Origin of the sequence: Glaciihabitans sp. UYNi722 (assembly GCF_040549465.1) — a bacterium.
Taxonomy (GTDB): Bacteria; Actinomycetota; Actinomycetes; order Actinomycetales; family Microbacteriaceae; genus Lacisediminihabitans.
The window spans coordinates 1-22,354 of record NZ_JBEPTL010000032.1; the positions used below are offsets into that span (position 1 = coordinate 1).

The 22,354-nt window shown below is 62.7% G+C and carries 33 protein-coding genes; 18 read left to right on the forward strand and 15 right to left on the reverse strand.

Going from position 1 to position 22,354, the window contains the following annotated elements:
- Positions 1-293 precede the first annotated feature (293 nt).
- From ABIB56_RS16930 to ABIB56_RS16940, 3 genes are read left to right on the forward strand one after another with little or no spacing between them, the layout of a single operon-like run.
- Positions 294-635 (forward strand): transcriptional regulator, encoded by a 342-nt coding sequence (locus ABIB56_RS16930; RefSeq protein WP_354570397.1) that lies wholly within the window; start codon positions 294-296, stop codon positions 633-635.
- Entirely contained in the window at positions 632-1,489 is an 858-nt protein-coding gene (locus ABIB56_RS16935; protein ID WP_354570398.1) for a nucleotidyl transferase AbiEii/AbiGii toxin family protein, read from the forward strand. The genes ABIB56_RS16930 and ABIB56_RS16935 overlap by 4 nt, the downstream gene beginning before the upstream one ends.
- A gap of 5 nt (positions 1,490-1,494) precedes the next feature.
- On the forward strand, positions 1,495-2,073 hold the full coding sequence (locus ABIB56_RS16940) for a recombinase family protein (protein WP_354570399.1): 579 nt from the start codon (positions 1,495-1,497) through the stop codon (positions 2,071-2,073).
- Between the two features lie 195 nt (positions 2,074-2,268).
- On the opposite strand, the gene ABIB56_RS16945 is transcribed toward ABIB56_RS16940, so the two are convergent.
- The 3 genes from ABIB56_RS16945 to ABIB56_RS16955 are packed head-to-tail and all read right to left on the reverse strand — an operon-like array spanning position 2,269 to position 3,838.
- Positions 2,269-2,673 carry a hypothetical protein gene (locus ABIB56_RS16945; protein WP_354570400.1) on the reverse strand — a complete coding sequence of 135 codons (405 nt, stop codon included), beginning with the start codon at positions 2,671-2,673 and terminating at the stop codon, positions 2,269-2,271.
- A 27-nt stretch (positions 2,674-2,700) separates the two neighbouring features.
- Positions 2,701-2,880 carry a hypothetical protein gene (locus ABIB56_RS16950; RefSeq protein ID WP_354570401.1) on the reverse strand — a complete coding sequence of 60 codons (180 nt, stop codon included), beginning with the start codon at positions 2,878-2,880 and terminating at the stop codon, positions 2,701-2,703.
- Positions 2,881-2,908: 28 nt separating this feature from the next.
- Entirely contained in the window at positions 2,909-3,838 is a 930-nt protein-coding gene (locus tag ABIB56_RS16955) for a sigma factor (RefSeq protein WP_354570402.1), read from the reverse strand.
- A 39-nt stretch (positions 3,839-3,877) separates the two neighbouring features.
- Between ABIB56_RS16955 and ABIB56_RS16960 the strand changes: the two genes are divergently transcribed.
- A complete protein-coding gene (locus tag ABIB56_RS16960) occupies positions 3,878-4,294 on the forward strand; it encodes a DUF6069 family protein (RefSeq protein ID WP_354570403.1) in 417 nt (138 codons plus the stop codon).
- 68 nt (positions 4,295-4,362) lie between these two features.
- On the opposite strand, the gene ABIB56_RS16965 is transcribed toward ABIB56_RS16960, so the two are convergent.
- Complete coding sequence (locus ABIB56_RS16965) at positions 4,363-4,725, reverse strand: DUF6194 family protein (protein ID WP_354570404.1); 363 nt, start codon at positions 4,723-4,725, stop codon at positions 4,363-4,365.
- Positions 4,726-4,787: 62 nt separating this feature from the next.
- Here ABIB56_RS16965 and ABIB56_RS16970 point away from each other — a divergent pair, with 62 nt between their 5' ends.
- Complete coding sequence (locus tag ABIB56_RS16970) at positions 4,788-5,075, forward strand: MerR family DNA-binding transcriptional regulator (RefSeq protein WP_354570405.1); 288 nt, start codon at positions 4,788-4,790, stop codon at positions 5,073-5,075.
- A gap of 257 nt (positions 5,076-5,332) precedes the next feature.
- Here ABIB56_RS16970 and ABIB56_RS16975 read toward each other — a convergent pair whose 3' ends face one another.
- Complete coding sequence (locus tag ABIB56_RS16975; protein WP_354570406.1) at positions 5,333-5,683, reverse strand: hypothetical protein; 351 nt, start codon at positions 5,681-5,683, stop codon at positions 5,333-5,335.
- A 274-nt stretch (positions 5,684-5,957) separates the two neighbouring features.
- On the opposite strand from ABIB56_RS16975, the gene ABIB56_RS16980 reads away from it, so the two are divergent.
- Together ABIB56_RS16980 and ABIB56_RS16985 are read left to right on the forward strand one after the other, a co-directional pair.
- The gene (locus tag ABIB56_RS16980) at positions 5,958-6,305 is read left to right on the forward strand and encodes a protein kinase family protein (protein ID WP_354570407.1); all 348 of its coding nucleotides are present in this window, start codon (positions 5,958-5,960) and stop codon (positions 6,303-6,305) included.
- Positions 6,245-6,571, forward strand: coding sequence for a phosphotransferase (locus ABIB56_RS16985; RefSeq protein WP_354570408.1), 327 nt, complete (start codon positions 6,245-6,247; stop codon positions 6,569-6,571). The genes ABIB56_RS16980 and ABIB56_RS16985 overlap by 61 nt, the downstream gene beginning before the upstream one ends.
- 46 nt (positions 6,572-6,617) lie before the next feature.
- On the opposite strand, the gene ABIB56_RS16990 is transcribed toward ABIB56_RS16985, so the two are convergent.
- Positions 6,618-6,785: a hypothetical protein gene (locus tag ABIB56_RS16990; RefSeq protein ID WP_354570409.1), complete on the reverse strand. Its 168-nt coding sequence runs from the start codon at positions 6,783-6,785 to the stop codon at positions 6,618-6,620.
- Between the two features lie 123 nt (positions 6,786-6,908).
- Between ABIB56_RS16990 and ABIB56_RS16995 the strand changes: the two genes are divergently transcribed.
- The 4 genes from ABIB56_RS16995 (at position 6,909) to ABIB56_RS17010 (ending at position 10,046) form a co-directional block, all read left to right on the forward strand.
- Positions 6,909-7,889 (forward strand): ATP-binding cassette domain-containing protein, encoded by a 981-nt coding sequence (locus ABIB56_RS16995; RefSeq protein WP_354570410.1) that lies wholly within the window; start codon positions 6,909-6,911, stop codon positions 7,887-7,889.
- Positions 7,886-8,713, forward strand: a complete 828-nt coding sequence (locus tag ABIB56_RS17000; RefSeq protein ID WP_354570411.1) for an ABC transporter permease — start codon at positions 7,886-7,888, stop codon at positions 8,711-8,713. The genes ABIB56_RS16995 and ABIB56_RS17000 overlap by 4 nt, the downstream gene beginning before the upstream one ends.
- 56 nt (positions 8,714-8,769) lie before the next feature.
- Positions 8,770-9,555 carry a putative protein N(5)-glutamine methyltransferase gene (locus ABIB56_RS17005; protein WP_354570412.1) on the forward strand — a complete coding sequence of 262 codons (786 nt, stop codon included), beginning with the start codon at positions 8,770-8,772 and terminating at the stop codon, positions 9,553-9,555.
- 110 nt (positions 9,556-9,665) lie between these two features.
- Positions 9,666-10,046, forward strand: coding sequence for a hypothetical protein (locus tag ABIB56_RS17010; protein ID WP_354570413.1), 381 nt, complete (start codon positions 9,666-9,668; stop codon positions 10,044-10,046).
- Between the two features lie 55 nt (positions 10,047-10,101).
- Here the strand turns inward: ABIB56_RS17010 and ABIB56_RS17015 are convergent, their stop codons facing one another.
- Both ABIB56_RS17015 and upp read right to left on the reverse strand, forming a co-directional pair.
- Complete coding sequence (locus ABIB56_RS17015; protein WP_354570414.1) at positions 10,102-10,827, reverse strand: winged helix-turn-helix domain-containing protein; 726 nt, start codon at positions 10,825-10,827, stop codon at positions 10,102-10,104.
- Positions 10,828-11,157: 330 nt separating this feature from the next.
- Positions 11,158-11,790, reverse strand: a complete 633-nt coding sequence (gene upp, locus ABIB56_RS17020) for a uracil phosphoribosyltransferase (protein ID WP_354570415.1) — start codon at positions 11,788-11,790, stop codon at positions 11,158-11,160.
- Positions 11,791-11,850: 60 nt separating this feature from the next.
- Here upp and ABIB56_RS17025 point away from each other — a divergent pair, with 60 nt between their 5' ends.
- Entirely contained in the window at positions 11,851-12,294 is a 444-nt protein-coding gene (locus ABIB56_RS17025) for a nucleoside deaminase (protein ID WP_354570436.1), read from the forward strand.
- A gap of 63 nt (positions 12,295-12,357) precedes the next feature.
- Here ABIB56_RS17025 and ABIB56_RS17030 read toward each other — a convergent pair whose 3' ends face one another.
- Positions 12,358-13,320: a cation diffusion facilitator family transporter gene (locus ABIB56_RS17030; protein WP_354570416.1), complete on the reverse strand. Its 963-nt coding sequence runs from the start codon at positions 13,318-13,320 to the stop codon at positions 12,358-12,360.
- A 24-nt stretch (positions 13,321-13,344) separates the two neighbouring features.
- On the opposite strand from ABIB56_RS17030, the gene proC reads away from it, so the two are divergent.
- Entirely contained in the window at positions 13,345-14,169 is an 825-nt protein-coding gene (gene proC, locus ABIB56_RS17035; RefSeq protein ID WP_354570417.1) for a pyrroline-5-carboxylate reductase, read from the forward strand.
- Between the two features lie 102 nt (positions 14,170-14,271).
- On the opposite strand, the gene ABIB56_RS17040 is transcribed toward proC, so the two are convergent.
- On the reverse strand, positions 14,272-14,943 hold the full coding sequence (locus ABIB56_RS17040; RefSeq protein ID WP_354570418.1) for a potassium channel family protein: 672 nt from the start codon (positions 14,941-14,943) through the stop codon (positions 14,272-14,274).
- Positions 14,936-16,360: a TrkH family potassium uptake protein gene (locus ABIB56_RS17045; RefSeq protein ID WP_354570419.1), complete on the reverse strand. Its 1,425-nt coding sequence runs from the start codon at positions 16,358-16,360 to the stop codon at positions 14,936-14,938. The genes ABIB56_RS17040 and ABIB56_RS17045 overlap by 8 nt, the downstream gene beginning before the upstream one ends.
- 73 nt (positions 16,361-16,433) lie before the next feature.
- Between ABIB56_RS17045 and ABIB56_RS17050 the strand changes: the two genes are divergently transcribed.
- The 3 genes from ABIB56_RS17050 to ABIB56_RS17060 all read left to right on the forward strand — a co-directional run bounded on the left by ABIB56_RS17050 (position 16,434) and on the right by ABIB56_RS17060 (position 17,499).
- The gene (locus ABIB56_RS17050; protein WP_354570420.1) at positions 16,434-16,952 is read left to right on the forward strand and encodes an ArsR/SmtB family transcription factor; all 519 of its coding nucleotides are present in this window, start codon (positions 16,434-16,436) and stop codon (positions 16,950-16,952) included.
- A 111-nt stretch (positions 16,953-17,063) separates the two neighbouring features.
- Positions 17,064-17,258: a helix-turn-helix domain-containing protein gene (locus ABIB56_RS17055; protein ID WP_354570421.1), complete on the forward strand. Its 195-nt coding sequence runs from the start codon at positions 17,064-17,066 to the stop codon at positions 17,256-17,258.
- A 142-nt stretch (positions 17,259-17,400) separates the two neighbouring features.
- A complete protein-coding gene (locus ABIB56_RS17060; protein WP_003792170.1) occupies positions 17,401-17,499 on the forward strand; it encodes a 30S ribosomal protein bS22 in 99 nt (32 codons plus the stop codon).
- Positions 17,500-17,616: 117 nt separating this feature from the next.
- Here the strand turns inward: ABIB56_RS17060 and ABIB56_RS17065 are convergent, their stop codons facing one another.
- A complete protein-coding gene (locus ABIB56_RS17065) occupies positions 17,617-18,393 on the reverse strand; it encodes an HAD family hydrolase (protein WP_354570422.1) in 777 nt (258 codons plus the stop codon).
- 78 nt (positions 18,394-18,471) lie between these two features.
- Here ABIB56_RS17065 and ABIB56_RS17070 point away from each other — a divergent pair, with 78 nt between their 5' ends.
- A complete protein-coding gene (locus ABIB56_RS17070; protein ID WP_354570423.1) occupies positions 18,472-18,738 on the forward strand; it encodes a glutaredoxin family protein in 267 nt (88 codons plus the stop codon).
- Positions 18,738-19,037, forward strand: a complete 300-nt coding sequence (locus ABIB56_RS17075) for a Dabb family protein (protein ID WP_354570424.1) — start codon at positions 18,738-18,740, stop codon at positions 19,035-19,037. Before ABIB56_RS17070 ends, ABIB56_RS17075 begins: the two co-directional genes overlap by 1 nt.
- Before the next feature lie 48 nt (positions 19,038-19,085).
- On the opposite strand, the gene ABIB56_RS17080 is transcribed toward ABIB56_RS17075, so the two are convergent.
- The 3 genes from ABIB56_RS17080 to ABIB56_RS17090 are packed head-to-tail and all read right to left on the reverse strand — an operon-like array spanning position 19,086 to position 22,286.
- Positions 19,086-20,015 carry a carbohydrate ABC transporter permease gene (locus ABIB56_RS17080; RefSeq protein ID WP_354570425.1) on the reverse strand — a complete coding sequence of 310 codons (930 nt, stop codon included), beginning with the start codon at positions 20,013-20,015 and terminating at the stop codon, positions 19,086-19,088.
- On the reverse strand, positions 20,002-20,994 hold the full coding sequence (locus tag ABIB56_RS17085; RefSeq protein WP_354570426.1) for a carbohydrate ABC transporter permease: 993 nt from the start codon (positions 20,992-20,994) through the stop codon (positions 20,002-20,004). The genes ABIB56_RS17080 and ABIB56_RS17085 overlap by 14 nt, the downstream gene beginning before the upstream one ends.
- A complete protein-coding gene (locus tag ABIB56_RS17090) occupies positions 20,991-22,286 on the reverse strand; it encodes an ABC transporter substrate-binding protein (RefSeq protein WP_354570427.1) in 1,296 nt (431 codons plus the stop codon). Before ABIB56_RS17090 ends, ABIB56_RS17085 begins: the two co-directional genes overlap by 4 nt.
- Between the last annotated feature and the right edge of the window lie 68 nt (positions 22,287-22,354).

The window sequence follows — 22,354 nt, forward strand, 5'->3', positions numbered from 1 at the left end:
CTGAGTCAACGCGAATCTTGAACAATCCGTGTTTAACAGGGCTTGTGCCTGTCCTACATCAACGACGCACCCCACCTATTGACGCAATCTCTAAGTCAGTTCGGCACACGGGCAATGCCCCTGGATTCATGCGCCAGATAACTCTGCGAATAGGCGGCCACTTAGCGTTGCGGTCCACAGCTCGCGAGCCCTGATTTTCCGGTTGCTTCCACCTGTCCAAAACTCGTTACCGAAATCAAAACTGCCGAAAGCTGGACATCGTGGTTTTCGACGGATCTTGATAGAATGGGGTCATGACGGACGTTGTTAGAGCTAGGGGTGATGAACGCGTTTTTTATCGCGACATCAAGCCCTATGACGTGCCTGCCCGATTAGAAGATTTGCAAGGCCCGAACGGCGGTCAGATGACGTTGCCGATCAATGTTTATTGGGGTCCGTGGTCGGTGGTTGACCTCGAGATTCGAAGCGACGTGGTGAAGGCGTATCAGGCCACGTTGCGGGAGGGTCGCATTGTTGATCAGGTGGCGCTGCTCAACCGCGATCTTCTTGTGAGGATCTGGCCGGAGTTGATGCTGCCGGCCCGGGTTCGGGAGCTATGGGAGAGTCGTTTCCCTGAGTTGTCGATTGCCGCGTGAACGACAATGAGGAGCTGCAACGCGAGCTAACCACTGTCGCGCTCACTGCGCTTGATGGACGCGCGTTTGCCCTCGCCGGCTCAGGGGCGATTCGTGAGCACGGCATGGTCGATCGTCTTACCCATGATGTGGATCTCTTCACGAATGATCTTGACCCCGCTGCGTTCGAGGGTGCCGTCGACCAGCTGACGAATGAGTTGCAGCGGGTTGGGCACGGTGTGGAAGAAGTGCGGCGGTCGGCGCAGTTTGCGCAGCTGCGTATCACGACGCCGGAAGGGCGCATCGTCGACATGGATTTGGCTGTCGACTGGCGCGAGAACGATCCGGTGATATTTTCGGTCGGCCCGGTACTCAGCGTCGAAGACGCTGTGGGCGGCAAGGTCAGTGCGCTCTACACACGCAACGAAGCACGCGACTACATCGACGTCGACTCGATCAGAGCGTCTGGTCGATTCACTGATGCTGAGTTGATGAGCGCCGCCCGGGAGCGGGACGCAGGTTTCGAGGTGGGAATGTTCGCTCAGCAGCTCGACCAGGTACAGAGGATTGATCCGCGACGGTTTGAAGAATATGGTGTCGACGCCGTGCAACTCGCCGCGATCACGGGACGTTTCGGCCAGTGGGCGGCCGAGCTGCGCACGCCTACGCCCACGGCGGACCAGCCGGCAGTGCTTCAGACGGCAGTGCAGCAGCTCGACCTGGAGTTCCAGCACATCGTCGACGTGAACAAGGTGGACTACCCGTCGAGCGCAACGGAGATCCGCTTTTCGTCGCCGGAAGATACGACGGAGGGTTGCGGTTCCCGCCGGCCTCCGGAACTGGGTCGCAGCACCGATCACGGGTACGGGAGGTAGCGGCTGTGAGCATCGTCGGATACACCCGCGTCTCCACTCAGGATCAGAACCTGCACTCGCAGATCGACGCCCTCACTACGGCCGGTGCCGAGCGCATCTATTCGGACAAGATCACTGGGAAAAACGCCGCGCGGCTGGGGCTCTCCGAGTGCATGAAGTTTCTGCGCCGCGGTGACACGTTGCTGGTCTACTCGACTGATCGGTTGGGCCGGTCGATGACGGACGTGGTGACGATCGTGGCCGAGCTGGGGCAGCGGGGTGTGGAGTTCAAATCGCTGACTGAACCCTTCGATACCGCGACCGCGGGCGGGGAGTTGTTTTTCCATATCTGCGCGGCATTTGCGCAGATGAATGGCCGGATCATTTCCGAGCGCACCCGTGCGGGCCTCGCGTCGGCGAAGGCTCGTGGCCAACTCGGTGGCCGGCCAACGGTGATGACTCCGGAGCGCATCGCGATCGCTCGCAGTATGCGCGCTGAGAAAGCCACGTGGGAGACGATCGCCAGCGTGTTGCAGGTCGGTGTCTCGAGTGTCCGTCGAGCTTTAGCGGACGAGCCCGACCAGGCGCCCGCCCTCGCACGCTGACACAGTTGCTTGCAATCGAGGCGACGGCTCCGCATCGAGTTTTTGCCTCCCATTCGTCGACGCCGGACCGTGGGTTGCGGATGCTCTTTCGCGTAAGAGTCACTAATGCTGGCTCCTCGCGTCGCCGTCGCAACGTGGCGAGCTCCTTGGTCGTGAGTCACAGTCATGCTGCAATCTCGTCAGGGGGTCAGGGGGTCAGCTGATGAGGTTCAACTGACCGTCGGTGTAGCCGAAGTCGATGTGTTGATGATTGCAGGTGTCCTCGAACCGTGTGAGGTGCGGCCAGGTTTCGCCGTTGCGGCATTGAATTTGGTCGGCGCGTGTGCCATCGGGGGCCACTGAGGACAAAAGGGCGAGGAGGGCCAGGTTGTCCGCACTGTCGTTGCCGAGGCTGTGACCGTTGAGGGAGGAAAAATCTACGGCGAAGCCGCCGCCTCGGAAGTAGTGAGCGGAGTTCGTGCCGGCTCCTAATATTGATCCGGTGCAGTGCCGGTTGAGGTCGGAAACCCCGACCTTCTGAAACTTTTGCCCTGCGAGGGCGATGAACTGCAGCACCCGCAGGTCGACTGTGCAGCCGTCGACTGCGGTGCCGTTTGCCATGTTCGTGATTTGTTCCGCATACCGCGATTATTCGAGTCTCAGGCTGCCGTCAGCCATCGCCACAATCAACCCCGCGGCGACGGTCTTGGCGTCGCCCGACATTTGGCATCCGCCCGCCGTTGCGCCACCAGTGAGGGTGGCCAGGTACTCGGTGACCGCCACTGCCCCTGCCCGGTATTTCGCGTAATGGAATGGGTCCGCGTTCATCTGAACTCTATTGATCGCAATGGAGGGCTCAAGTTTGCTCCCACCCCGCCACGGTCTCAATGCGCTGGTAGAACAATGTGGCCGCGGTGGCGGGGTCCATGCGCTGCACGGTCGATCCCCATGAGCTTTGTTGTTGAAATAGTCCGATCGAGTCGGCCACTGACCCGTCTGGGCTGATCGCTTCGTCACCGTTGGCGAGATTGTTCAGCGACGATTCTCCGATTGCCGTTTGCACCCCGAGTGTTTGCGCGGCCGCAGGTAACTGCATCGTGGTCGCGGCGTTGAGGATAGCGGCGGCGTTCGCTAGCTGGTCTTGCATATACCCTGCCACACTCGCAGTAGTCGGTACATTTCCGAGCGCCACCATGGCAGCAGCTGAGGGTGCGTACGCGTTCGCTGGCTCCCGAGTGCGGAGATCGAGAGAACCAGCCCAAGGATCAGCGCAAGGGGGGCCGCGATGACGGCGACAATACCGGCGATCTTCATTCGGGGGTGTCATTCTCTCGACCTGCCACGGTTTCGACGTTGCGGAGCGAGTCACGTACGCCTCGTAGATGCCTACGTCGGTGGGGACGTTGACACGAAATGTGTAGGCGCCGTCCCCGTCGCGAATACTTGCGTTGCCGGCGTATGACGTGCACGGGATAGTGCGGGGATCAACTGTCTTGTATGCGATCACGCCCGCGTCGGTGAGGAGAAGGGCCCGTGCCGAGCCGAGCAGGTCGAGGCAGATGCGGCTGGCGACCGTCGTCAGCCACGCGCCGGGGGATTCGATGGCCTCCCGCTGCTCCGGCGTCATCGCGTACCAGCGGGCGTAGGTGTCCTGGGCGGCATCCTCCGCCTCGGCGACGGAGCCGAGGAGTCGGTAGGCGAGATTGATGAGCTGGCGCCGCTCGCTCATGATGACGCTCAGGTTCTGAGCTGAACTGTCGTCGTTGTGCCTGGCTCGGGTGGCCATTGTGCTCCCTACAGAAGAGCAATCACCAAGGAGATCACCATGACCGCAGAACTCAGTAGTAGCAAGCCTTCCCCACGTGTGCGATATCGACTACTCATCGTTGCTGTGGCGGTCGCGGCAGCGATCGTCGTGTGGATCATCGCGTCCCTCGCTGGTGCTCAACTCGAAGTGACTAGTCCACTGATCGGCACCCTGGAAATCACCCTTCCTCTCGTGATCGGCACGAGCATTTCGATCGCCCTGGCGGCATGGGGTGTGCTGGCGCTACTCGAACGATTCACCCTGAACGCGAGAATGATCTGGACCATCGTCGCTGTCGCGATACTGGTGATCTCCGTGGTATCCGTTGCCTTCCTCGACACCACGATCGGCGGCAAAGTGGGGCTTGGGTTCCTCCACTTCGCCGTGGGGTTGCCGCTGACGGTCTTGCTTCGGCGTGGCGCACGCAACTCGTAGCCGCGAGAAGAAATCTCCCGACCATTGGGCTGGGGCGTCCGCCGCAACGACGCCATCGCAGAGGCGCCTCACTCCTGAGCCCGGTCGTGCCGTCTCTCAGAGCGATTCCGATCCAACTCATACGCCTCGCGCAGCAACTCGCGTGTGACGCTGAGCGTCTGCGCGCCAGGGTTGAGAACTGCGAGCCAGCCCATGCCGCCATAGACGGGGTGCGTGATCACCCGATCCAGTTCGGACTGATCGTCGTCGGGATAGTTCTTCGTCACAATCGTGGCGAAGGGTTGCGTTGATGTCGGCATCTCGCCGTCGGGGGTGTAGTAGAAGAAAGTGTCACCCCAGGCCACCTCGGGGGAGCCGTCGCCTGGTCCAGGGGTGACGACCAATACCTGCTCCCAATCGCTCACCATCTTCACAATGTCTGCAGTAGTCATGGTTCAAGCATCCATTTCATTTGCTTGTAGCGACTGTGAGGTGAAGTTGGTTGTATTTAACGATGAAAACCCTCCACGATGCTACGTTCAGAACGATAGATGTCGCGCGTCGTAGCGGATATTCCGTTCAGCAGGTACGGAAGCTCGAGGTCGAGGGTGTGCTGCCGCCGGCCTCGAGAACTGCGTCCGGCTACAGACAGTATGGGAACGAGCACGCGAACCCCTCGTTGCCTACCGGTCCCTCGCTCAAGCAATCGGCCCAGTGGCGGCAAAACAATTCCTTCGCGATGCTGGAAGCTCCTCTGTCGCCGATACGCTGGCCGCTTTCGACTCTGCGCACGCGCGTCTGACCGCCGAGCGAAATGAGCTGGCGGCCGCTCGTGATGCGTCGCAATACATCGCCGATGAGCCGATATCGGCCGTGAGTGCTCAGGATTGGCTCACACTGCGCTCCGGGCTGCGCCGGGCAGACCTCGACGACGCATTCCTCGCCCCACGGGACAGCATCACCAAACGTTCCCGCGCTCTTGTCGAGGCGGCCGGCGCACTCCACCTCCTGCTGGCCGACCTGGATTCGCCATCGCTGACGCGCGGCCCAGAGGTCAGTTCAGCCCGCAGGCCCGAGGAGCACAGCGAACATCGCCACCGCGCTGCCGACGATGAACAGCATGGTTCCCAGCCGCATCGTCCGCGTCTTGTTGCGATCGGCCGTCGGCAGGTCGACCTCGAGGATCGGGCAGCCCGACCATCCGATCAGGCCGATGCTGAGTGCGACGAGCCCTGATCCAATCCACCACAGGACTTCAAGGTCGCCGGGTAGTCGTGCCGGTCGCCAGCCTGAGGAGAGGAGGAGGCCGAGCACTATGGCTACCGCTCCCACGGCAGCCGCGAACCAGGCGGTCCCGGTCCACATGATGCGTTGTACGTTCTTCTCGGGAGTCATCAAATCGTCGGTCACGAGAACATCTTTCTCTCATAAGCGTCCGAAGACCAATTGATTGAGTCGTGTCATGAACCTGTGCGGCGAGGAACTTTCGTCAGCGTCGCTTTCCGCCCGGAATTGTGCGGAGGAGGTGTCTGATCGCCGAGCAGCTCCCGCAGTGGGCGCACCTGCCCATCGCGCGAGTGGAATTGGACGGATGGGACAACCGCACCTTCCGCCTCGGCGAGCGTATGAGCGTGCGCCTGCCCAGTGCGGCCGACTATGTCGGCCAGATTGAGAAGGAGCACCGGTGGCCGCCCATGCTCGCACCGCACCTGGCTGCCCATCAACCGTCGACAACGTCGCCGATCTCTCCCGCTTCGCCTCTGACCTCGCCGGATTCCTGATCGCCCTGCGAGGGATCCATCCTGCCGATGGCCCAGCCCCCGGCGTGCACAACTTCTACCGTGGACGACCGCTCGCGGTGTATGACGCCGAGACGCGCGACGCACTCGCCGCCCTCGAGCGAAGCATCGATACGGATGCCGCACGTGACGTCTGGAGGCGGCGCTTCTCGCGGACTGGACTGGCGATCCGGTGTGGTTCCACGGCGACGTCAGCACCGGCAACCTCCTTGTCGGCGACGATGGTGAACTGACCGGGGCGATCGACTTCGGCACCTCGGGTGTCGGCGACCCGGCCTGCGATCTGGTGATCGCTTGGCAACTATTTGACGACCCCAGTCGCGAGATGTTCCGGGCACGGATGGACGCGGACGATGCCATGTGGGCTCGAGCCCGTGGGTGGGCGATCTGGAAGGCGATGATAGTGGCGGCGGATCGTGCGGGCACGAACTCGCCGCCGCCAGGGCGGTCGTGGGGCGTCATCCAGCGCGTGATCGACGACCATCTGCATTTCAGGTGAAAGGTGCCTCGGCGTCAGAACGCCAGCCCGGGCACCCGGTATTGCATCAGGTGATCGAGTTGCCGCCATCCGGTCCGTCGACGATCATCGTCGGTTCCGAGTTGGTGATGGGGGTCGATGTGGCAGGGAAGATCTGGGCGCGGATGTCGATTGGGCGGACCCGACCCGGCTTGCTTCCCAGGATGGTAGTCCTGCCGTTTTTCAGCCACTGCAACTTTCCTACGATTCCTTGCGCCCGCCTGAAATCGGCACCTATCGTGTTCCCTTAAGTCGCGATATAACGTGAAACCTTCCCACAGGATGATCGCACGGCAACGAGGCAACGGAAAGGCAGGCGATGAGCTTCATCGAGGCGCACGATCTGGTCAAGACCTACACCCCGAGAGGAGCCCCCGTCGTGCACGCGCTCGACGGGCTGAGCCTGTCTGTTCCGCGCGGAACGGTCACGGCGCTGCTCGGTCCCAACGGCGCGGGAAAGACGACGACGGTGAAGGTGCTGACGACACTCATCACGGCGGACTCCGGCACGGCGACCATCGACGGCATCGACGTGGCCAAGGACGGTGGCGACATCCGCCGCATCATCGGCGTCTCCGGACAGTATGCGGCGGTCGACGAAAACCTCACCGGCTTCGAGAACCTCGACATGGTCGGCAGGCTCTATCACCTGGGAGCGAAGGCGTCCCGCATCCGTGCCAAGGAGCTGATCGAGCTCTTCGATCTCACCGAGGCGCAGAACCGCCCGGTCAAGGGCTTTTCCGGTGGGATGCGGCGACGCATCGACCTCGCAGGCGCGCTGGTCATCGACCCGCAGGTACTGTTCCTCGACGAGCCGACCACGGGACTCGACCCCCGCAGCCGCATCGGGATGTGGGACATCATCACGCGACTCGTGGCCGGCGGCACGACGGTGCTGCTCACCACGCAGTATCTGGAGGAGGCCGACCAGCTCGCGGACGACATCGCTGTGATCGACCATGGCAAGGTCATCGCGCAGGGAACCTCCGACGAGTTGAAGTCCTCGATCGGAGGCCAGCGCATCGAACTCAGCCTGGTTTCGGAGGACGACAGTACGGCCGCTATCGAGATACTCCGCCGCGTCGCATCCTCTGAACCCGAAGTGTCCACCGACCGCCGCACGCTCGCGGTGAACGTGACGAACGGGCCATCTGCACTGCGGGCCGTGCTCGCCGATGTCGAGGAGGGCGACATCCGTCTCCACGATGCGGGGATGCAGCGTCCGAGCCTCGACGATGTGTTCCTGAAACTCACCGGCCACGCCGCCACCATCGACGACGACATCGAGAAGGCATCATGACCACCACCGCTCCTCGGCAGGCATCCGCGATCGGATCGTGGTTCTCGGACGGCTGGACCACCACCCGCCGCAACCTGATCAAGATCAAGAGGGTGCCCGACATCCTGGTCTTCACGACGCTGCAACCGATCATGTTCGTGCTGCTGTTCAGCTATGTCTACGCGGGCAGCATCAAGATTCCGGGCAGCAGCTACACCGAGTTCATCATGGCCGGTATTTTTGCGCAGACCGTGGTCTTCGGGTCCACCTACTCCGGTTCGGCGATGGCCCAGGACCTCAAAGAGGGCATCATCGACAGGTTCCGCACCCTGCCGATGAGTCCGTCCGCGGTGCTCATCGGTCGCACCAACGGCGACCTGCTGATCAACCTGATCTCGATGATCGTCATGATCATCACCGGACTGATCGTCGGCTGGCGCATCAAGTCGAGCCCGCTCGAAGCGCTCGCTGCCATCGCGCTCCTCCTGCTTTTCGCCTACGCGTTCTCTTGGGTGATGGCTTTCATCGGGATGAGCGTGCGCAGCCCTGAGGTGATCAACAACGTGTCGTTCCTCGTGCTCTTTCCGCTGACCTTCATCTCGAACGCCTTCGTGCCAAGCGACAACCTGCCGACGCCGCTGCGCATCTTCGCCGAATACAACCCGGTATCGGCGCTGGTACAGGCCGCCCGGGAGCTCTTCGGCAACCTGCCGGCTGGCGCGCCGGTCGGAGACACCTGGATGCAGCAGAACCCGATCCCGACGGTGCTCATCGGTATCGTCGGGCTGCTCGTCGTCTTTGTTCCCCTGGCGATCTGGAAGTTCGGCCGGGTCAGCAGCCGTTAGAAGCGTTGTCGTCCGATAGCGTTGCGAATTCGGATATCGCGTCGAGGAGGTGGCCCATGACAACAGCTCCCTTCTCCACCGTCGTCACCGCCCTCCGTACCGCGGGATGCGTCTTCGCGGAGGATGAAGCGCGTCTCCTCATCGACGAGGCCACCACGCCCGCGCAACTCGACGCCTTGGTCGAGCGGAGGGTCTCTGGCGAACCGCTCGAATACATCCTCGGCTGGGTCGCGTTCTGCGGGCTGCGCATCGCCGTGGACCCCGGCGTTTTCGTGCCACGTCAGCGCACCGAGTTTCTCGTGCACGAAGCGGCGGCGCTGAGCCGCCGTGGCGCCGTGGTGCTCGATCTCTGCTGCGGTTCGGGCGCGCTCGGTATCGCCCTTGCCGCCGAGGTGGATGACGTCGAGCTGTACGCGGCGGACATCGAGCCCTCCGCGGTGGCCTGCGCTCGCCGCAACCTCGCCTCGATCGGCGGTCGGGTGTTCGAGGGCGATCTCTTCGACCCGTTGCCTCCCGACCTGCGTGGTCGCGTCGGCATCCTGATCTGCAATACGCCCTACGTGCCGAGCGCGGCGATAGGGATGATGCCGCCAGAAGCACGGGACTACGAACCGCACATCACCCTCGACGGCGGCACCGACGGTCTCGACGTTCAGCGACGTGTGGCGGATGCAGCGGGGGAGTGGCTAGCGCCCGGTGGCCACCTGCTGGTTGAAGTGAGCGAAGAGCAGGCGCCGCACGCCGTCGAGATCTTCGCCACTCACGGACTGATCGCGCGGATTGCGGAGTCTGAGGAGTTCTTCGCGACTGTTGTGATCGCGACACAACCAACGGCCCGCTGAAGGCCCTGATCCACTTCGGCAAAACTAGCTGCGGAGGCGGAGTTGGTCGGTAGGGTGGACCTCGCGGCGCCAGTCGCTGCCCACATCCGCTCGTCTCGTAAGGAATGACCATGGCCAGTAGCTACGACTTCTTCGTCACCGACACCCTTGATGCCACCAAGACCATTGTCGACTTGGTATTCAAGTCCGAAGGTTTCGAGGTGGGAATGCTGCCCGATGGCAATCTCGTCGCGACCCGCGGCAAGATGGGTATGACGGTGATGTTGGGCGCGATGGCCGGTAAGAACATGCACATGCGCTTCGAGGCCAAGTTCTTCACAGACGATCAGAAGCGCATCGTGGTGCGCCTCAACCGCGACCTCGCCACTGGCGCGGTCAAGGGCGGTGCTATCGGTGCGTCCAAGACGTCTTCGGCGTTCCAGAACATCGCACACGCGCTCGGCACGAAGCTGAACGAGGCGGGCGTACTCTCCGATACCACCGAGGTCTGATGTGAAACGGTGATGGCGCGGCTCACGAGCCGGGCCATCACCGTGAAAGCGGGTTCTAGAAGATGTCGGGGCTGGGCGTCGAGGTGTGACGGATGGAGACATCCGCGTGCCGGTCGAAACGGTAGCCGACCCCGCGAACGGTACGGACGATGTCTTCGTAGGCGCCAAGCTTCGAGCGCAGGCGACGCACGTGCACGTCGATAGTGCGCTCGTTGGGCGCGTCGTCGTCACCGGCGGACCAGAGTGACGAGATCAGCTCTGCGCGATCGATGGTGCGGCCCTCACGAAGCACGAGGTACTGCAGCAGCTCGAACTCCTTGTAGGTGAGGGCTGCGGTCTCGTCGTCCAGCACGAGGCGCTTGCGGGACAGGTCGATCACAACACCGCCGCGCGGCTTGTCTTCCGGCTCGACGACCTGGCGGTGCTTGGCGAGCGCCGACGGGTCCTGGAGGGCCAGGCGCACGACCTCGACATCCCGTCCGCCCGCGCCCTGCGGTGCGAGCGCGACGGCGGCGTAGGTCTCGGAGGATGGCACGAGTTCTGCGGTGAGCTTCTTCAGCGCCTCGACGATGTGCCCGAGATCGGTGCCGGCTTCCGCAGCCTTCAATTCATCGATGCCGACGTAGAGAACGAAACCACGCGCCTCGGTTCCGGCAGGAACGGCGCGGATCCTGATCGGTGCTTCGACCGGCGGGACCGGTGCGGCGACGACGGTTGCGGTCACCGAGTTGAGGCGACGGGCAGTGGTGGGGCGAACGAGGTCAACGGTTGCAAGAGACATTGGTCGAATTCCTTGGGAGTGGTGAAGGGCCTCTAATGATGAGGGTGTGATCCTTCGGGATACTTCTGGCAGTGCAGTTACGGGTGCTGCCCGTTATGAGGGGCGAACATCCGGGAGTCCGGCTTCAGGTGAAGTGGGGACTCGGCTAAGGATTGGGCCGATTAGGCACACATTCGACAACACATGACAGTGCTACCCGGCGTCATCATGCCGACAGCCCTGGAGGCCTCGAGGGCAGTCAGAGCGTGCACGTTCACAGTCATGAAACAACTATCTTGCATGATGCGGAGGAAAGTCAAGCGCGCTGCGCGCTTCACGCAGGATTTCGGATCAGACCGTGCCGTAAAGCCGATCTCCCGCGTCGCCGAGTCCCGGCACGATGTATCCGACCTCGTTGAGTTTCTCGTCGAGGGCGCCGAGCACGATGTGCACCTCACGTCCCTCCGTCGCTTTCTCGACGGCCGCGAGACCCTCTGGTGCAGCGATGAGACAGATGGCCGTGACATCCACGGCCCCGCGAGCGAAGAGGTATTCGATCGCCGCAATGAGGGAGCCACCGGTGGCGAGCATCGGATCGAGGACGAAGCACTGGCGATTGGAGAGGTCGTCGGGGAGCCGTTCCGCGTAGATGTCTGGCTGCAGTGTTTCCTCGTTGCGTACCATCCCGAGAAAGCCGACCTCCGCCGTCGGAACGAGCTTGACCATGCCCTCGAGCATGCCGAGACCGGCGCGCAGGATCGGAACCACCAGCGGCCGCGGACTACTGATGGCGAGCCCCTTGGCGGTTGCCACCGGGGTCTCGACGGTCACCGGCTCGACGCGCACGTCGCGGGTCGCCTCGTAAGCGAGCAGCGTCACGAGTTCTTCAGCCAACGACCGGAAGGTCGGTGACGACGTCGTCTTGTCGCGCAGCACCGTGAGCTTGTGGGTGATCAGGGGGTGGTTGGCCACGTGGACTCGCATAGGCTCAATCTATCTGAGCGGAGGTTGGTCGTGTCGGTCCCGTTGCTGTACACCGAGCGGATGCGCGAGGCCATCGCCAGCGCGAAGCTCGCCCTCGAGCACGGCGACGTTCCGGTCGCGGCACTCGTGTTCGATGCATCCGGTACCGCGATCGGCGTGGGACGCAACGAACGCGAGCTGCGCCAGGACCCCACCGCGCACGCCGAGATCCTCGCGCTGCGGGCCGCGGCCGAGGCGACGGGGGACTGGCACCTCACCGGTACGACGCTGGTAGTCACTCTGGAACCCTGTCCGATGTGTGCGGGTGCGATCCTCGCCGCTCGCGTTCCGGTCGTCGTCTTCGGTGCATGGGACGACAAGGCGGGTGCCGCGGGATCGGTGTACGACCTGCTGCGTGATCGCCGGCTTCCACATCGCGTCGAGGTGTTCGCCGGCGTGGAGGAAGAGGCGTGCAGGCGACTGCTGCTCGACTTCTTCGTCAACGCCCGGTCAGAGGGCGCCTAGCCCTTCGCTGATCTCGACGGCCGAGCCGGTGCGAACTTTCTCACCCAACGCTTCGGCTCATGATCAGTCCGCAGCCTTGATGACGATGGTGTCGGTGGCCGGGTTGCCGTCGCCGGGCGCGACGTAGACGTCCGGTTCGATGTAGATCACCCGCGCGATGGGAATCGCCTCGCGCACCCGCGCTTCGATCGCGTTGATGGCGGTGGCGACATCCGCGAGTTTCATCCTGCTGGCGAAAGCGATCTTGGCCGCGACCATCAACTCTTCGGGGCCGAGGTAGAGGGTTTTCATGTGGATGAGCGACTCGACCTCCGGCTCGGCGTTGATCGCGTCGCGGATGCGGACGACATCACCGGGTGAGACGCCCTCGCCGACGAGCAGGCTCTTCGTTTCGATCGCGAGCACGATGGCGACGAGTACCAGCAGCACGCCGATCGCGATGGTTCCGATGGCATCGAAGGCGCCGTTGCCGGTGATGATCGTGAGCAGCACACCGAGGAAGGCGAATACCAGACCGGTGAGTGCCGCAATGTCTTCGAGAAGTACGACGGGTAACTCCGGCGCCTTGGAGTGGCGGATGAAGGCGAACCAGCTGTTCTTACCGCGCGTGTGGTTCGACTCCCTGACCGCGGTGCGCAGGGAGAAGCCCTCGAGGACCATCGAGATGAGCAGCACGATGATCGGGATCCACGCGTTCTCGAGAGCGTGCGGATGCTGCAGCTTGTTGATCCCCTCGTAGAGCGAGAAAACGCCGCCGACGCTGAACAGGATGATCGACACGACGAAGGCGTAGACGTAGCGCTCGCGACCGTGGCCGAAAGGATGCTCGGCATCGGCCTTCTTCTTCGAGACGGCCCCGCCGCGCAGCAGCAGCAGCTGGTTGCCGGTGTCGGCCAGGGAGTGAACGCCCTCGCCGAGCATGGAACTGGAACCGGAGACGCCCCAGGCGATGAACTTGGCGATTGCGATTCCGAAGTTCGCGGACATCGCCGCAATGATCGCTTTGGTGCCACCCTGTGTGCTCATGCGCTCAATCCTAGGATGGGGTGCATGACTGCGCTCCCGACCATAGCGATTCTCGGTGCCGGATCGATGGGGGGTGCCATCCTGAGCGGACTACTGCAACCGACGGTCACAGTGGATGGAGGCATCCGGGTGACCAATCGCACCGAGGCCAAGGCCGCATCGCTGCGGTCGGATGCGGTCACCTCCTTCGCCCTGGAGACCGAGCCGACAGCGAACCTGGCCGCAATCGCCGGCGCCCGTATCGTGTTGGTCGGGGTCAAACCGGCGATGGTGCCCGACCTGCTGCGCGAGATCGGCCCGGGCCTCGAACCGGATGCGATCGTGGTGAGCGTGGCGGCCGGAGTGACGACCGCGACCATGGAGAGCATCGTGCCCGGTGTCGTGCTGAGGGCGATGCCCAATACTCCTGCCGTGGTCGGGCGTGGGGTGACCGGGCTGAGTGCTGGGTCCCGAGCCACCCCGGAACACCTGGCGATCGCCCGGGCGCTGTTCGAGACTGTCGGGCAGGTGCTCGAGATTCCGGAGGAGAAGATCGACGCGCTGAGCACGATCTCTGGCTCCGGTCCGGCCTATGTCTTCTACCTGATCGAAGAGCTGACCCGTACCGCCGTCTCGCTCGGATTCAGCGCCCAGGAGGCCGCGACCATGGTGAATGGCACCTTCCTCGGCGCATCCGAACTCCTGGTGACTTCGGGTGAGGACCCCGCGGAGCTCAGGCGGCGCGTGACCAGCCCCAAGGGCACGACGGAACGCGCGCTCATCGAGTTGCAGGGTGCAGATCTGAAGTCGCTGTTCGACCGGGCGACCGCTGCCGCCCTGGCCCGCGCGCATGAGCTCGCCGCTGGCTGATCGGCGCCCCTTCGCATCCACTTTGCAGTTGTGGCGATCTGAGAGTCGGCCGAGTCGCCACAACTACCAAGTCGATGGCGGGAGCTACGGGAGGGATGCCGGCTAACTCTGCAGCGTCGCGAACTTCTCGATATCGGCGGAGTTGCCGCTCACGATGATGAGGTCATGATTGGAGACCACGGTCTCCGGCGTCGCATAGGTGAAGTCGCTGCCCGGCGACTTGACCCCGACGACGGTCACCCCGAACTTGCGGCGCACAGCCGACTCGGCGAGCGTGATGCCGCGGATCGGCTTCGGCGGGTACATCTTCACTATCGCGAAATCGTCGTCGAACTCGATGAAGTCGAGCATGCGCCCGGAGACGAGGTGCGCCACGCGCTCGCCGGCTTCCGCCTCCGGATAGATCACGTGGTTGGCCCCGATGCGGGAGAGGATCTTGCCGTGCGACTGGCTGACGGCCTTCGCCCAGATTTGGGGAATCTTGAGGTCCACCAGGTTCGCCGTGATGAGCACGCTCGCCTCGACGGATGACCCGACCGCCACGACGGCGATAGCGAAGTCCTGCGCGCCAATCTGACGTAGCGCGTCGATGCTTCTGGCATCCGCCTGCACCGCGTGTGTCACCCGCTCAGACCACTTCTGCACGAGCGGTGCATTCTCGTCGACGACGAGCACGTCCCTGTCGAGGCGAGCGAGTTGCCCAGCGGTCGCGGCGCCGAAGCGGCCGAGTCCGATGATGAGCACCGGCGCGTCATGGGGGATGCGGTCAACCAACGATGGGCCTCTCTTCTGCTCGACGGAACAGCTGCCGTCGTGTGCTCGCGGCGAGGGCGGCGGCGAGTGTCACTGTACCAACGCGACCGAGGAACATCGTGACCGCCAGCACGTACACCGCGGGATCTGACGCGTTTTGGGTGAGGCCGCTGCTGAGCCCACAGGTGGCAAACGCGGAGATCACATCGAACAGCACATAGTCCAACGGTGCGTTGGTGATCTGCAGGATCAGGATGCTGGCGGCCGCCACGGTCGTGGCACCCCACAGCACGACGCTCACCCCGACGCGAAGCACGTCGGGAGGGATGCGGCGATCGAAGGCCTCGATTTCATCGTTTCCGCGCGCCTCGGCGAACGCCGCGAGGAACAGGATTGCCAGGGTGGTGACCTTGATGCCTCCAGCCGTAGATGCGGACCCGCCGCCGATGAACATCAACATGTCGGTAACGAGAAGGCTCGACCCGTTCAGTTGGCTGATGTCCACCGTGGAGAAGCCGCCAGACCTCGTCATCATCGACAGGAAGAGCGACTGGAGAACCCGTTGCCCCGCATCCAGGTCGCCGAATGTCTTGCGGTTGTCGAACTCGAGCACGAAGAAGGCGACGGCACCGAGAATGAAGAGGATCAGCGTCGTGAGAATCGTGAGCTTGACGTGAAGTGACCAGCGTTTCGGCTTGCGGAGATTTTTCGAGAGCACATAGATCACCGGAAAACCGATGCTTCCCATGAACACACCGACCATCAACACGCCGAGAAACCAGACGTCGTGCGCATACGGGGTCAGTCCGGAGGAGGTCGGCTGGAACCCGGTATTGGTGAACGCCATCACGGAGAAATAGAACGACTCCCATAACCCGCTCAGAAAGGGAACGCCCTCGATGAGCATCTTCGGCAGCAGCAGGATGGCTACCGCGATCTCGATGACGAGAACGCTCACGGCGACCGTCAGAAGGAGCCCGCCGATCTCGCCGAGCCGCACCGCCTGGCCCTCGGCGATCGGACCCTTCTGGATGCGCAGCGGATTGCCGTCGCTCGCGGCAAGCAGCTTCTGTTTGAGTCCAAGGCGGCGCGAGATCACCAGGCCGAGGATGGAGGCCAGCGTGAGCACGCCGATTCCGCCGATTTCGACTCCGATCAGGATGAGCACGTGGCCAAAGCCCGACCAGTGCGTCGCCATGTCTACAGTCGCTAACCCGGCGACACAGATGACTGACACGGCGGTAAACAGGGAGTCGGCCAGCGGCGTCACCGTGCCGGAGGTCGAGGAGATCGGCAGCGAGAACAGCAGGGTGAACACGAGGATCAACGCGGAGAAGACCACGATGGCGAACCGTGCGGGCGTGGCCGCAGCGAAGTCGTCCACGAAGTCCCGGATTCGCCCGAAGAAGCCGATGCGTGAGACCGGTTTGGTGTGCATCAGTCCCCTCACCCCGTGGCTCCGCAACAGCATGTCATGGTACTCCCACCGCATCGCCCGCTAGCCTGTTGCAATGGCTGACATCTATGACGTGGTTGCCGACGCTACTCGACGCGACCTGCTCCAGGTTCTGCTCGACCGCTATGTGACCTCCGATTCCGATTCTGGAGAGATCAGCGTGGGCGAGATCGTTGACAAGCTCGGACTCAGCCAGCCCACCGTTTCCAAGCACCTCAAGGTGCTGCGCGACCATGGTCTCGTCACGGTGCGTGAGGAGGGCCAGCACCGCTACTACTGCATCGACACCAGCCCGCTGGAAGAAGTCGAAGACTGGCTCATCCCCTTTCTCAGCGCGGACTTCGAGACGACTTCGGATGATTCCTCTACAGTCTTCGCCGCCTGGTCGGGTGCGCAGGTGCCAGAGCCGATTCGTCGTGCGGCCGAGACGCTGCAGCATCCGACTGACGCTGGAATCGCTGTCGGTCGTGCCGCGGCCGAAGCTCGCAGCGCCATCCAGGAGGCCTCGCACGAGGTCGAGCGCCGGGTGATCGAACCGATCAAGAAGAAACTGGGGCGCAAAGACCCCAGATAGGCGGTTGCCAGCGGGCCACATTAGCCCCTACAGTTACCGATTAGCACTCCAGTAACAGAGGTATGAGTGCTGTCGTTCCCACTCACGCTGGAACAAGGGGCATAAGTCGATATGGCACGCGATCTCTCAGAGGTACGTTTCTTGACGGTGGCCGAGGTCGCCGACATGATGCGCGTCTCGAAGATGACCGTCTATCGGCTCGTGCATGCGGGCGAACTGCCGGCGATCCGCTTCGGGCGCTCCTTTCGCGTGCCGGAATCCGCGGTGGAGTCGGCGATCGATTCCCATATCTCCGACGCTGGCTAGCCGAATCCTGAGCGTGGTGGCTTGACGTCAGGAATTTTCGCCACCCGATTCACCGGCTAAGATAGCCCGAGGCAATTTTCCGAGGTCTGAACGGACCCGGTCGTCTGTTCATGGCCCGTGAGGCCACCAATGTGAGGTGCGTATGGGTTCCGTAATCAAGAAACGTCGTAAGCGTATGGCGAAGAAGAAGCACCGCAAGCTGCTTCGCAAGACTCGCCACCAGCGTCGCAACAAGAAGTAGGTTTCGCACAGCGGAACCCACGGCATAAGCGCCGGACCGATCGGGTCTGGCGCTTTGTGTTTAACCTGCGCTTTGTGTTGTTAACCTGCGCTTTGCAGGTGACCGTCGTTTTCCGCGTCAGGCGCTGCGTTTCTCCCCGCCGCCCGCAGCCTTGGCGTCGCGGCGAACACGACGCCTGGCTGCGCGGATGCTGGCGGGGTCGAGTTTCATCACAGGCCAGCCGCGCTCTTTCGCATGGCTCGAGAGGCCGGCATCCGGGTTGACGACGACTCTGTTGCCCACCAGCTCGAGCAGCGGGATGTCGTTGCGTGAATCGGAATACGCCCAGCAGTCGGCGAGGTCGGCCCCCAACTTCGCCGCCAGTGCTTCTGCGGCTTCGGCTTTGCGGTCGCCGTGAAGGATGGGGCCGTCGAACTCTCCGGTGAACTTGCCGTCGCTCTCGCTGAGGAGTGTGCCGAGGGCGCCGGTGAGGCCGAGTTTGCGAGCGATCACGGCGGCGACATCCACCGGCGCAGCGGTGATGAGCCAGACCTCGTGGCCCTTGTCGAGATGTTCTCTCGCGATGGTGACGGTTTCCGGCCAGAGTCGGGTCTCAAGTTCTCGCTCGTAGATGTCTTCGGCGAGACGCCGGAGTTCGTCGGCCGGATGGCCCTCCGCCAGCTGAAGGGCGCGCTCCTGGGTGTTCAGGATGTGCTTCTTGTTCTCACCGACGGCCACGAACCTGAATTGCTGCCAGGCGAATCGCGAGATGTCGCGGAATCCGATGTATCCGGCCTTCCATGCTGCGCGACCAACGTGGTAGATGCCGGCACCATGGAGCAGCGTGTTGTCGACATCGAAGAAGGCGATGATTGGCCGTTGGCTCGGCTGCTCGGGAGAGTGGTCTGGATACATCGCGGTCCATGCTAGCGGTCCAATGTTCGCAATTCACGATCACCTTCGCGCAGTACCTCGTCGGGTTATTCTAGGGGAGTGTCCACCGCGGTCCTGACCCTCATCGGCAAGCCGGACTGCCACCTGTGCGAAACGGCGCGGGATGTCATCACTTCGGTGGTCGCGGAACTTGGCGGCGTGGCATCCGCACCGTCCATCTCGGTCGAGGAGTTGTCGATTCTCGATGACCCGGAACTGCTCGAGAAGTACGTCGATGAGATTCCCGTGCTGCTGCTCAACGGTCGCGTGCACAACATCTGGCGCGTGGATGCCGACCGGCTCCGCAGCGCCCTACTGGAGGTTTGATGATCAAGCACATCGTGTCGTGGAAGATCGCGGCGGAGGATGCCGACACCAGGAGCGAGCATGCGACTCAGATCGTGGCGAAGCTGCAATCGCTCGTTGGTGTCGTGCCGTCGATTCGGGCGCTCAGCGTCGGCTCGACAGTCGTGGATGGTCCCAACCACTGGGACCTCGGGCTGATCGTCGACTTCGACGACGAGGCCGGCCTGCAGGCCTACCAGGACAATCCCGACCACCGGGCGGTCGCCGCGTTCATCCGTTCCGTGATCAGCCAGCAGGCGACTGTCGACTTCCTCTCCTAGGTCACACCGCCAAGTTCTGCGCGTGACCTCTGCTCGCAATCCGTATGCTCAGCCCTTCACGGCGCCGGCCGCGATATTTGCGATGAAGTGTCGCGAGCCGATGAGGAATACGCCGATCAGCGGCAGCACGCTGATCAACGCGCCCGCCATCACCATGCCGTAGTCCGTGTTGTAGACCGAGTTGAGCTGGGACAGCGCTACCTGCAAGGTCTGGCGTTGCGGATTGACGAGCACGACCAGCGGCCACACGTAGTCGTTCCACGCGCCGATGAAGGTGAAGATCCCGAGGAAAGCGAGGCCGCCGCGCAGCATCGGGATGCCGATCGAGAAGTAGGTGCGGAAGAAGCCGGCCCCGTCGATCCTGGCCGCCTCGACCAGCTCGTCGGGGATAGCCCCGGCTGCGAGTTGACGGAGGAGGAAGATGCCGAAGGCGTTGGCCGCCCCTGGGATGATGAGCGCCTGCAGTGTGCCGATCCACCCGAGCTGCGCCATGATCACGAAGTTCGGAACGAGCGAGAGCTGGCCAGGGATCATGAATGTGACGAGCAGCAGCGCGAACAGCGCATTCTTGAACGGGAACTTGTATTTCGCGAAGGTGAACGCCGCCAGCGAGTCGAACAGCATGACGAGGAACGCGCAGGCCAGCGACACGATGAGTGTGTTGCCGAGAGCCGACCAGAGATCGACGTTCGACATCACGTTGCCGATATTTTTCCATAGCTCGGGCCCGAAGGTCAGCTTGGGCGGGAAGCCGAAGATGTCGGCGGTGCTGTTCGTCGACATCACGACGAGCCAGTAGAAGGGGAAGATCGACAGTAGGACGCCGATGATCACTACGAGGTGCGTGACTGCCGCTCCCAGCCGGCGCCTGGCCACGGGATGCTCGTGCCCGGCACCGGACGGCGGCAGCCCCTGACGCCCCCTGTCGGCGCTGTCATTCTGCGAATCAACTCTGGTGGTGGTCTCAGTGCTTGTCATCGGTCGTACCCCGTCCTCGCTTGAGCAGCTTGATGCCGGTTCCCCGTTCCGCCACGAGTCGCCAATTGATGATCGCGAAGAGTGCGGAGATGATGAAAAGTGCCCAGCCGATCGCGGAACCGTAGCCGAAGTCGAACTGGGTGAAGGCCTGGTTGTATTGGTAGAGCACGATCGTCATACCGCCCTCGTTCGGTCCACCGTTATCGCCGAGGAGCACCTGCGGTTCGGTGAAGAGACCGAGACCGCCGATGGTAGATGTGATCACCGAGAAGAGGATCACCGGCCTCAGCAGCGGGACGGTGATCTGCCCGAAGATTCGCCAGGTACCGGCGCCATCCATCTTCGCGGCGTCGTAGAGGTCTGGAGAAATCGACTGGAGACCGGCCAGGAAGATGATCGCGTTATATCCCGTGAAACGCCAGATGATCATGAGCGAGATTGTGACTTTCATGCCCCATTCGGAGGTCAACCACGGCACTTTGTCGAGCCCGAGTGAGGTGAGCGCAGAGTTGATGATGCCGAAGCTGTCTGAGAAGACTGAACCGAATACGATCGCCATCGCGACCATCGAGGTGACATTGGGCAGGAAGTACGCCACCCGATAGAAACCTTTGAACCGGATGTTCTGGTGCAACATGAAGGCGATCACGAGCGCCAGGAAGATCATCGGAATCGTGGACATAAACCAGATCGCGAAGGTATTGAAAACGGCGTTCCAGAAACGCGGATCGGCGATCAGGTAGGCGTACTGGCCGAGACCCACGAATTTCATGGCGCCGACGCCATCCCAATCCTGGAATGAAATATAGAGCGAGAACACGATCGGGAACAGGCCGAAGACCGCGAACAGAATATAGAACGGAGAAATGGCGAGATACTGCGGCCAATAGCGTCGCAGGATCGATGGCTTCTTCGGGGTGGCGTTCGGCGAGGTCACCGGTCGCTCGTCGACGGGCGGGCGCACGGAGGTCGTGGTCATCCCAGCAGTCCTTTCTTCGCGAGCTGGCGTTTCGCCTGTGCCATCGCGTCGTTCCACGCCCGATCCGGGTCTTTGCCCTGCGTCTCGATGTTGGTGAGTTCACGGATGACGCCGTCGGACACCTGGGTCTCGTAGGGGCTGATGAAGGTGATTGGGATCTGCTCCGCAGCTTTGGAGAACGCCTTGACGACGCTCTGGCCGGCGTAGAAGGCGTCGGGGGCCTCGGTGCCAACGAGGTCGAAGGTGCCCGGCGTCGACGGGAAGAGCTGGATATCGTCGAAGGCGACGGCCTGATTCTCCGGAGAGGTGATCCAGCTGATGAAGTCGAAGGCGGCCTGCGGATCTTTGGATGCCTTCGGCACAGCGAAGAACGAGCCACCGTTGTTGCCGGCCGGGCCAGGCTGGCGAGCTACTCCCCACAGCCCCTTTTGCTTGGGGGCGAGACTTTTGAGGGTCGGAGACCACCACACCGCTTCGATATTCGCGGCCAGGCGGCCACTCGAATAGCCAGCGTTCTTCTCGCCATCGGTATATGCCTTTGCGGTAATGCCCGCCCGGGAGGCCTTAACGGTGATGTCCCAGGCCTGGCGCACGGCCGAGTCGCTGGCTTCGTAGATTGCGGTCCCGTCCTTCGTGAAGTAGCGGTCTTTGCTGGCTCCGAGGAGCTGGGTGAACAGTTGCTGTACGTTCGAGATCATGCTGGCTTTGGTGTTCTTCTTGAGCTGCATGGCCGAATCGAGCCAGGCGTCCCAGTTTTTGTAAAGTGCGGAGAGCGCCGCGGGCTCACTCGGTAGTCGGGCCTTTTCGAATATGTCCCGCCGGTAGAACTGCGAGGTGGGGCCGGTATCCGCGGGCCAAAAGCGCTGCGCTCCCGAGTCGGTGACGCCGAGCTGGAGCTTCCAGTCGAGGAAGTTATTGGCGAACCGCTTTGCTCCCAGATCGTTGAGATTGATGAACTGCTCCTCGATGGGGAAGTACGAGGACACATTCGAATTGATCATCGTGACGTCGGGGATGTATGCCTTGCCGGCAAGACTCGTGCGGAGTTTCGCATCGAAGTTGCCGCCGACCAGGTCGGTGCGGAGGCGGCGCTTGGTCCCCTGGATATTTTTGCGGGCCGGACCGAGCAGCTTGTCGGTGGCGGCCTTGCTCCAGTACCACATGGTGAGGACGGCGGGATCCGGCGAGATCGAGGCGGTGCGCGGTGCGCATCCGCTCAAAGCGCCGACTGCGGCGAGCCCGGCCAATCCTGCGGCGCTAGCGAGGAATCCGCGGCGGGATAGAGCATTCACACTGTCTCCAGTTTCATCATCGAAAGGTTTAACGTGCGGTTCGTGAACGATCACGAATGTGGACGACT

Excerpts from the sequence above, each read along its gene's own strand:
- ABIB56_RS17005 (WP_354570412.1), top strand. The coding sequence starts at position 8,770 with ATGACAACAGCTCCCTTCTCCACCGTCGTCACCGCCCTCCGTACCGCG.
- ABIB56_RS17065 (WP_354570422.1), bottom strand. The coding sequence starts at position 18,393 with ATGTATCCAGACCACTCTCCCGAGCAGCCGAGCCAACGGCCAATCATC.
- ABIB56_RS16950 (WP_354570401.1), bottom strand. The coding sequence starts at position 2,880 with ATGAACGCGGACCCATTCCATTACGCGAAATACCGGGCAGGGGCAGTG.
- ABIB56_RS16955 (WP_354570402.1), bottom strand. The coding sequence starts at position 3,838 with ATGGCCACCCGAGCCAGGCACAACGACGACAGTTCAGCTCAGAACCTG.
- ABIB56_RS17060 (WP_003792170.1), top strand. The coding sequence starts at position 17,401 with ATGGGTTCCGTAATCAAGAAACGTCGTAAGCGTATGGCGAAGAAGAAG.
- upp (WP_354570415.1), bottom strand. The coding sequence starts at position 11,790 with ATGCGAGTCCACGTGGCCAACCACCCCCTGATCACCCACAAGCTCACG.
- ABIB56_RS17015 (WP_354570414.1), bottom strand. The coding sequence starts at position 10,827 with ATGTCTCTTGCAACCGTTGACCTCGTTCGCCCCACCACTGCCCGTCGC.
- ABIB56_RS17000 (WP_354570411.1), top strand. The coding sequence starts at position 7,886 with ATGACCACCACCGCTCCTCGGCAGGCATCCGCGATCGGATCGTGGTTC.
- proC (WP_354570417.1), top strand. The coding sequence starts at position 13,345 with ATGACTGCGCTCCCGACCATAGCGATTCTCGGTGCCGGATCGATGGGG.
- ABIB56_RS16965 (WP_354570404.1), bottom strand. The coding sequence starts at position 4,725 with ATGACTACTGCAGACATTGTGAAGATGGTGAGCGATTGGGAGCAGGTA.
- ABIB56_RS17045 (WP_354570419.1), bottom strand. The coding sequence starts at position 16,360 with ATGCACACCAAACCGGTCTCACGCATCGGCTTCTTCGGGCGAATCCGG.
- ABIB56_RS17085 (WP_354570426.1), bottom strand. The coding sequence starts at position 20,994 with ATGACCACGACCTCCGTGCGCCCGCCCGTCGACGAGCGACCGGTGACC.
- ABIB56_RS17050 (WP_354570420.1), top strand. The coding sequence starts at position 16,434 with ATGGCTGACATCTATGACGTGGTTGCCGACGCTACTCGACGCGACCTG.
- ABIB56_RS17080 (WP_354570425.1), bottom strand. The coding sequence starts at position 20,015 with ATGACAAGCACTGAGACCACCACCAGAGTTGATTCGCAGAATGACAGC.
- ABIB56_RS16960 (WP_354570403.1), top strand. The coding sequence starts at position 3,878 with ATGACCGCAGAACTCAGTAGTAGCAAGCCTTCCCCACGTGTGCGATAT.
- ABIB56_RS16995 (WP_354570410.1), top strand. The coding sequence starts at position 6,909 with ATGAGCTTCATCGAGGCGCACGATCTGGTCAAGACCTACACCCCGAGA.
- ABIB56_RS17030 (WP_354570416.1), bottom strand. The coding sequence starts at position 13,320 with ATGAGCACACAGGGTGGCACCAAAGCGATCATTGCGGCGATGTCCGCG.
- ABIB56_RS16970 (WP_354570405.1), top strand. The coding sequence starts at position 4,788 with ATGAAAACCCTCCACGATGCTACGTTCAGAACGATAGATGTCGCGCGT.
- ABIB56_RS17055 (WP_354570421.1), top strand. The coding sequence starts at position 17,064 with ATGGCACGCGATCTCTCAGAGGTACGTTTCTTGACGGTGGCCGAGGTC.
- ABIB56_RS17075 (WP_354570424.1), top strand. The coding sequence starts at position 18,738 with ATGATCAAGCACATCGTGTCGTGGAAGATCGCGGCGGAGGATGCCGAC.
- ABIB56_RS17010 (WP_354570413.1), top strand. The coding sequence starts at position 9,666 with ATGGCCAGTAGCTACGACTTCTTCGTCACCGACACCCTTGATGCCACC.
- ABIB56_RS16945 (WP_354570400.1), bottom strand. The coding sequence starts at position 2,673 with ATGGCAAACGGCACCGCAGTCGACGGCTGCACAGTCGACCTGCGGGTG.
- ABIB56_RS17025 (WP_354570436.1), top strand. The coding sequence starts at position 11,851 with ATGCGCGAGGCCATCGCCAGCGCGAAGCTCGCCCTCGAGCACGGCGAC.
- ABIB56_RS16930 (WP_354570397.1), top strand. The coding sequence starts at position 294 with ATGACGGACGTTGTTAGAGCTAGGGGTGATGAACGCGTTTTTTATCGC.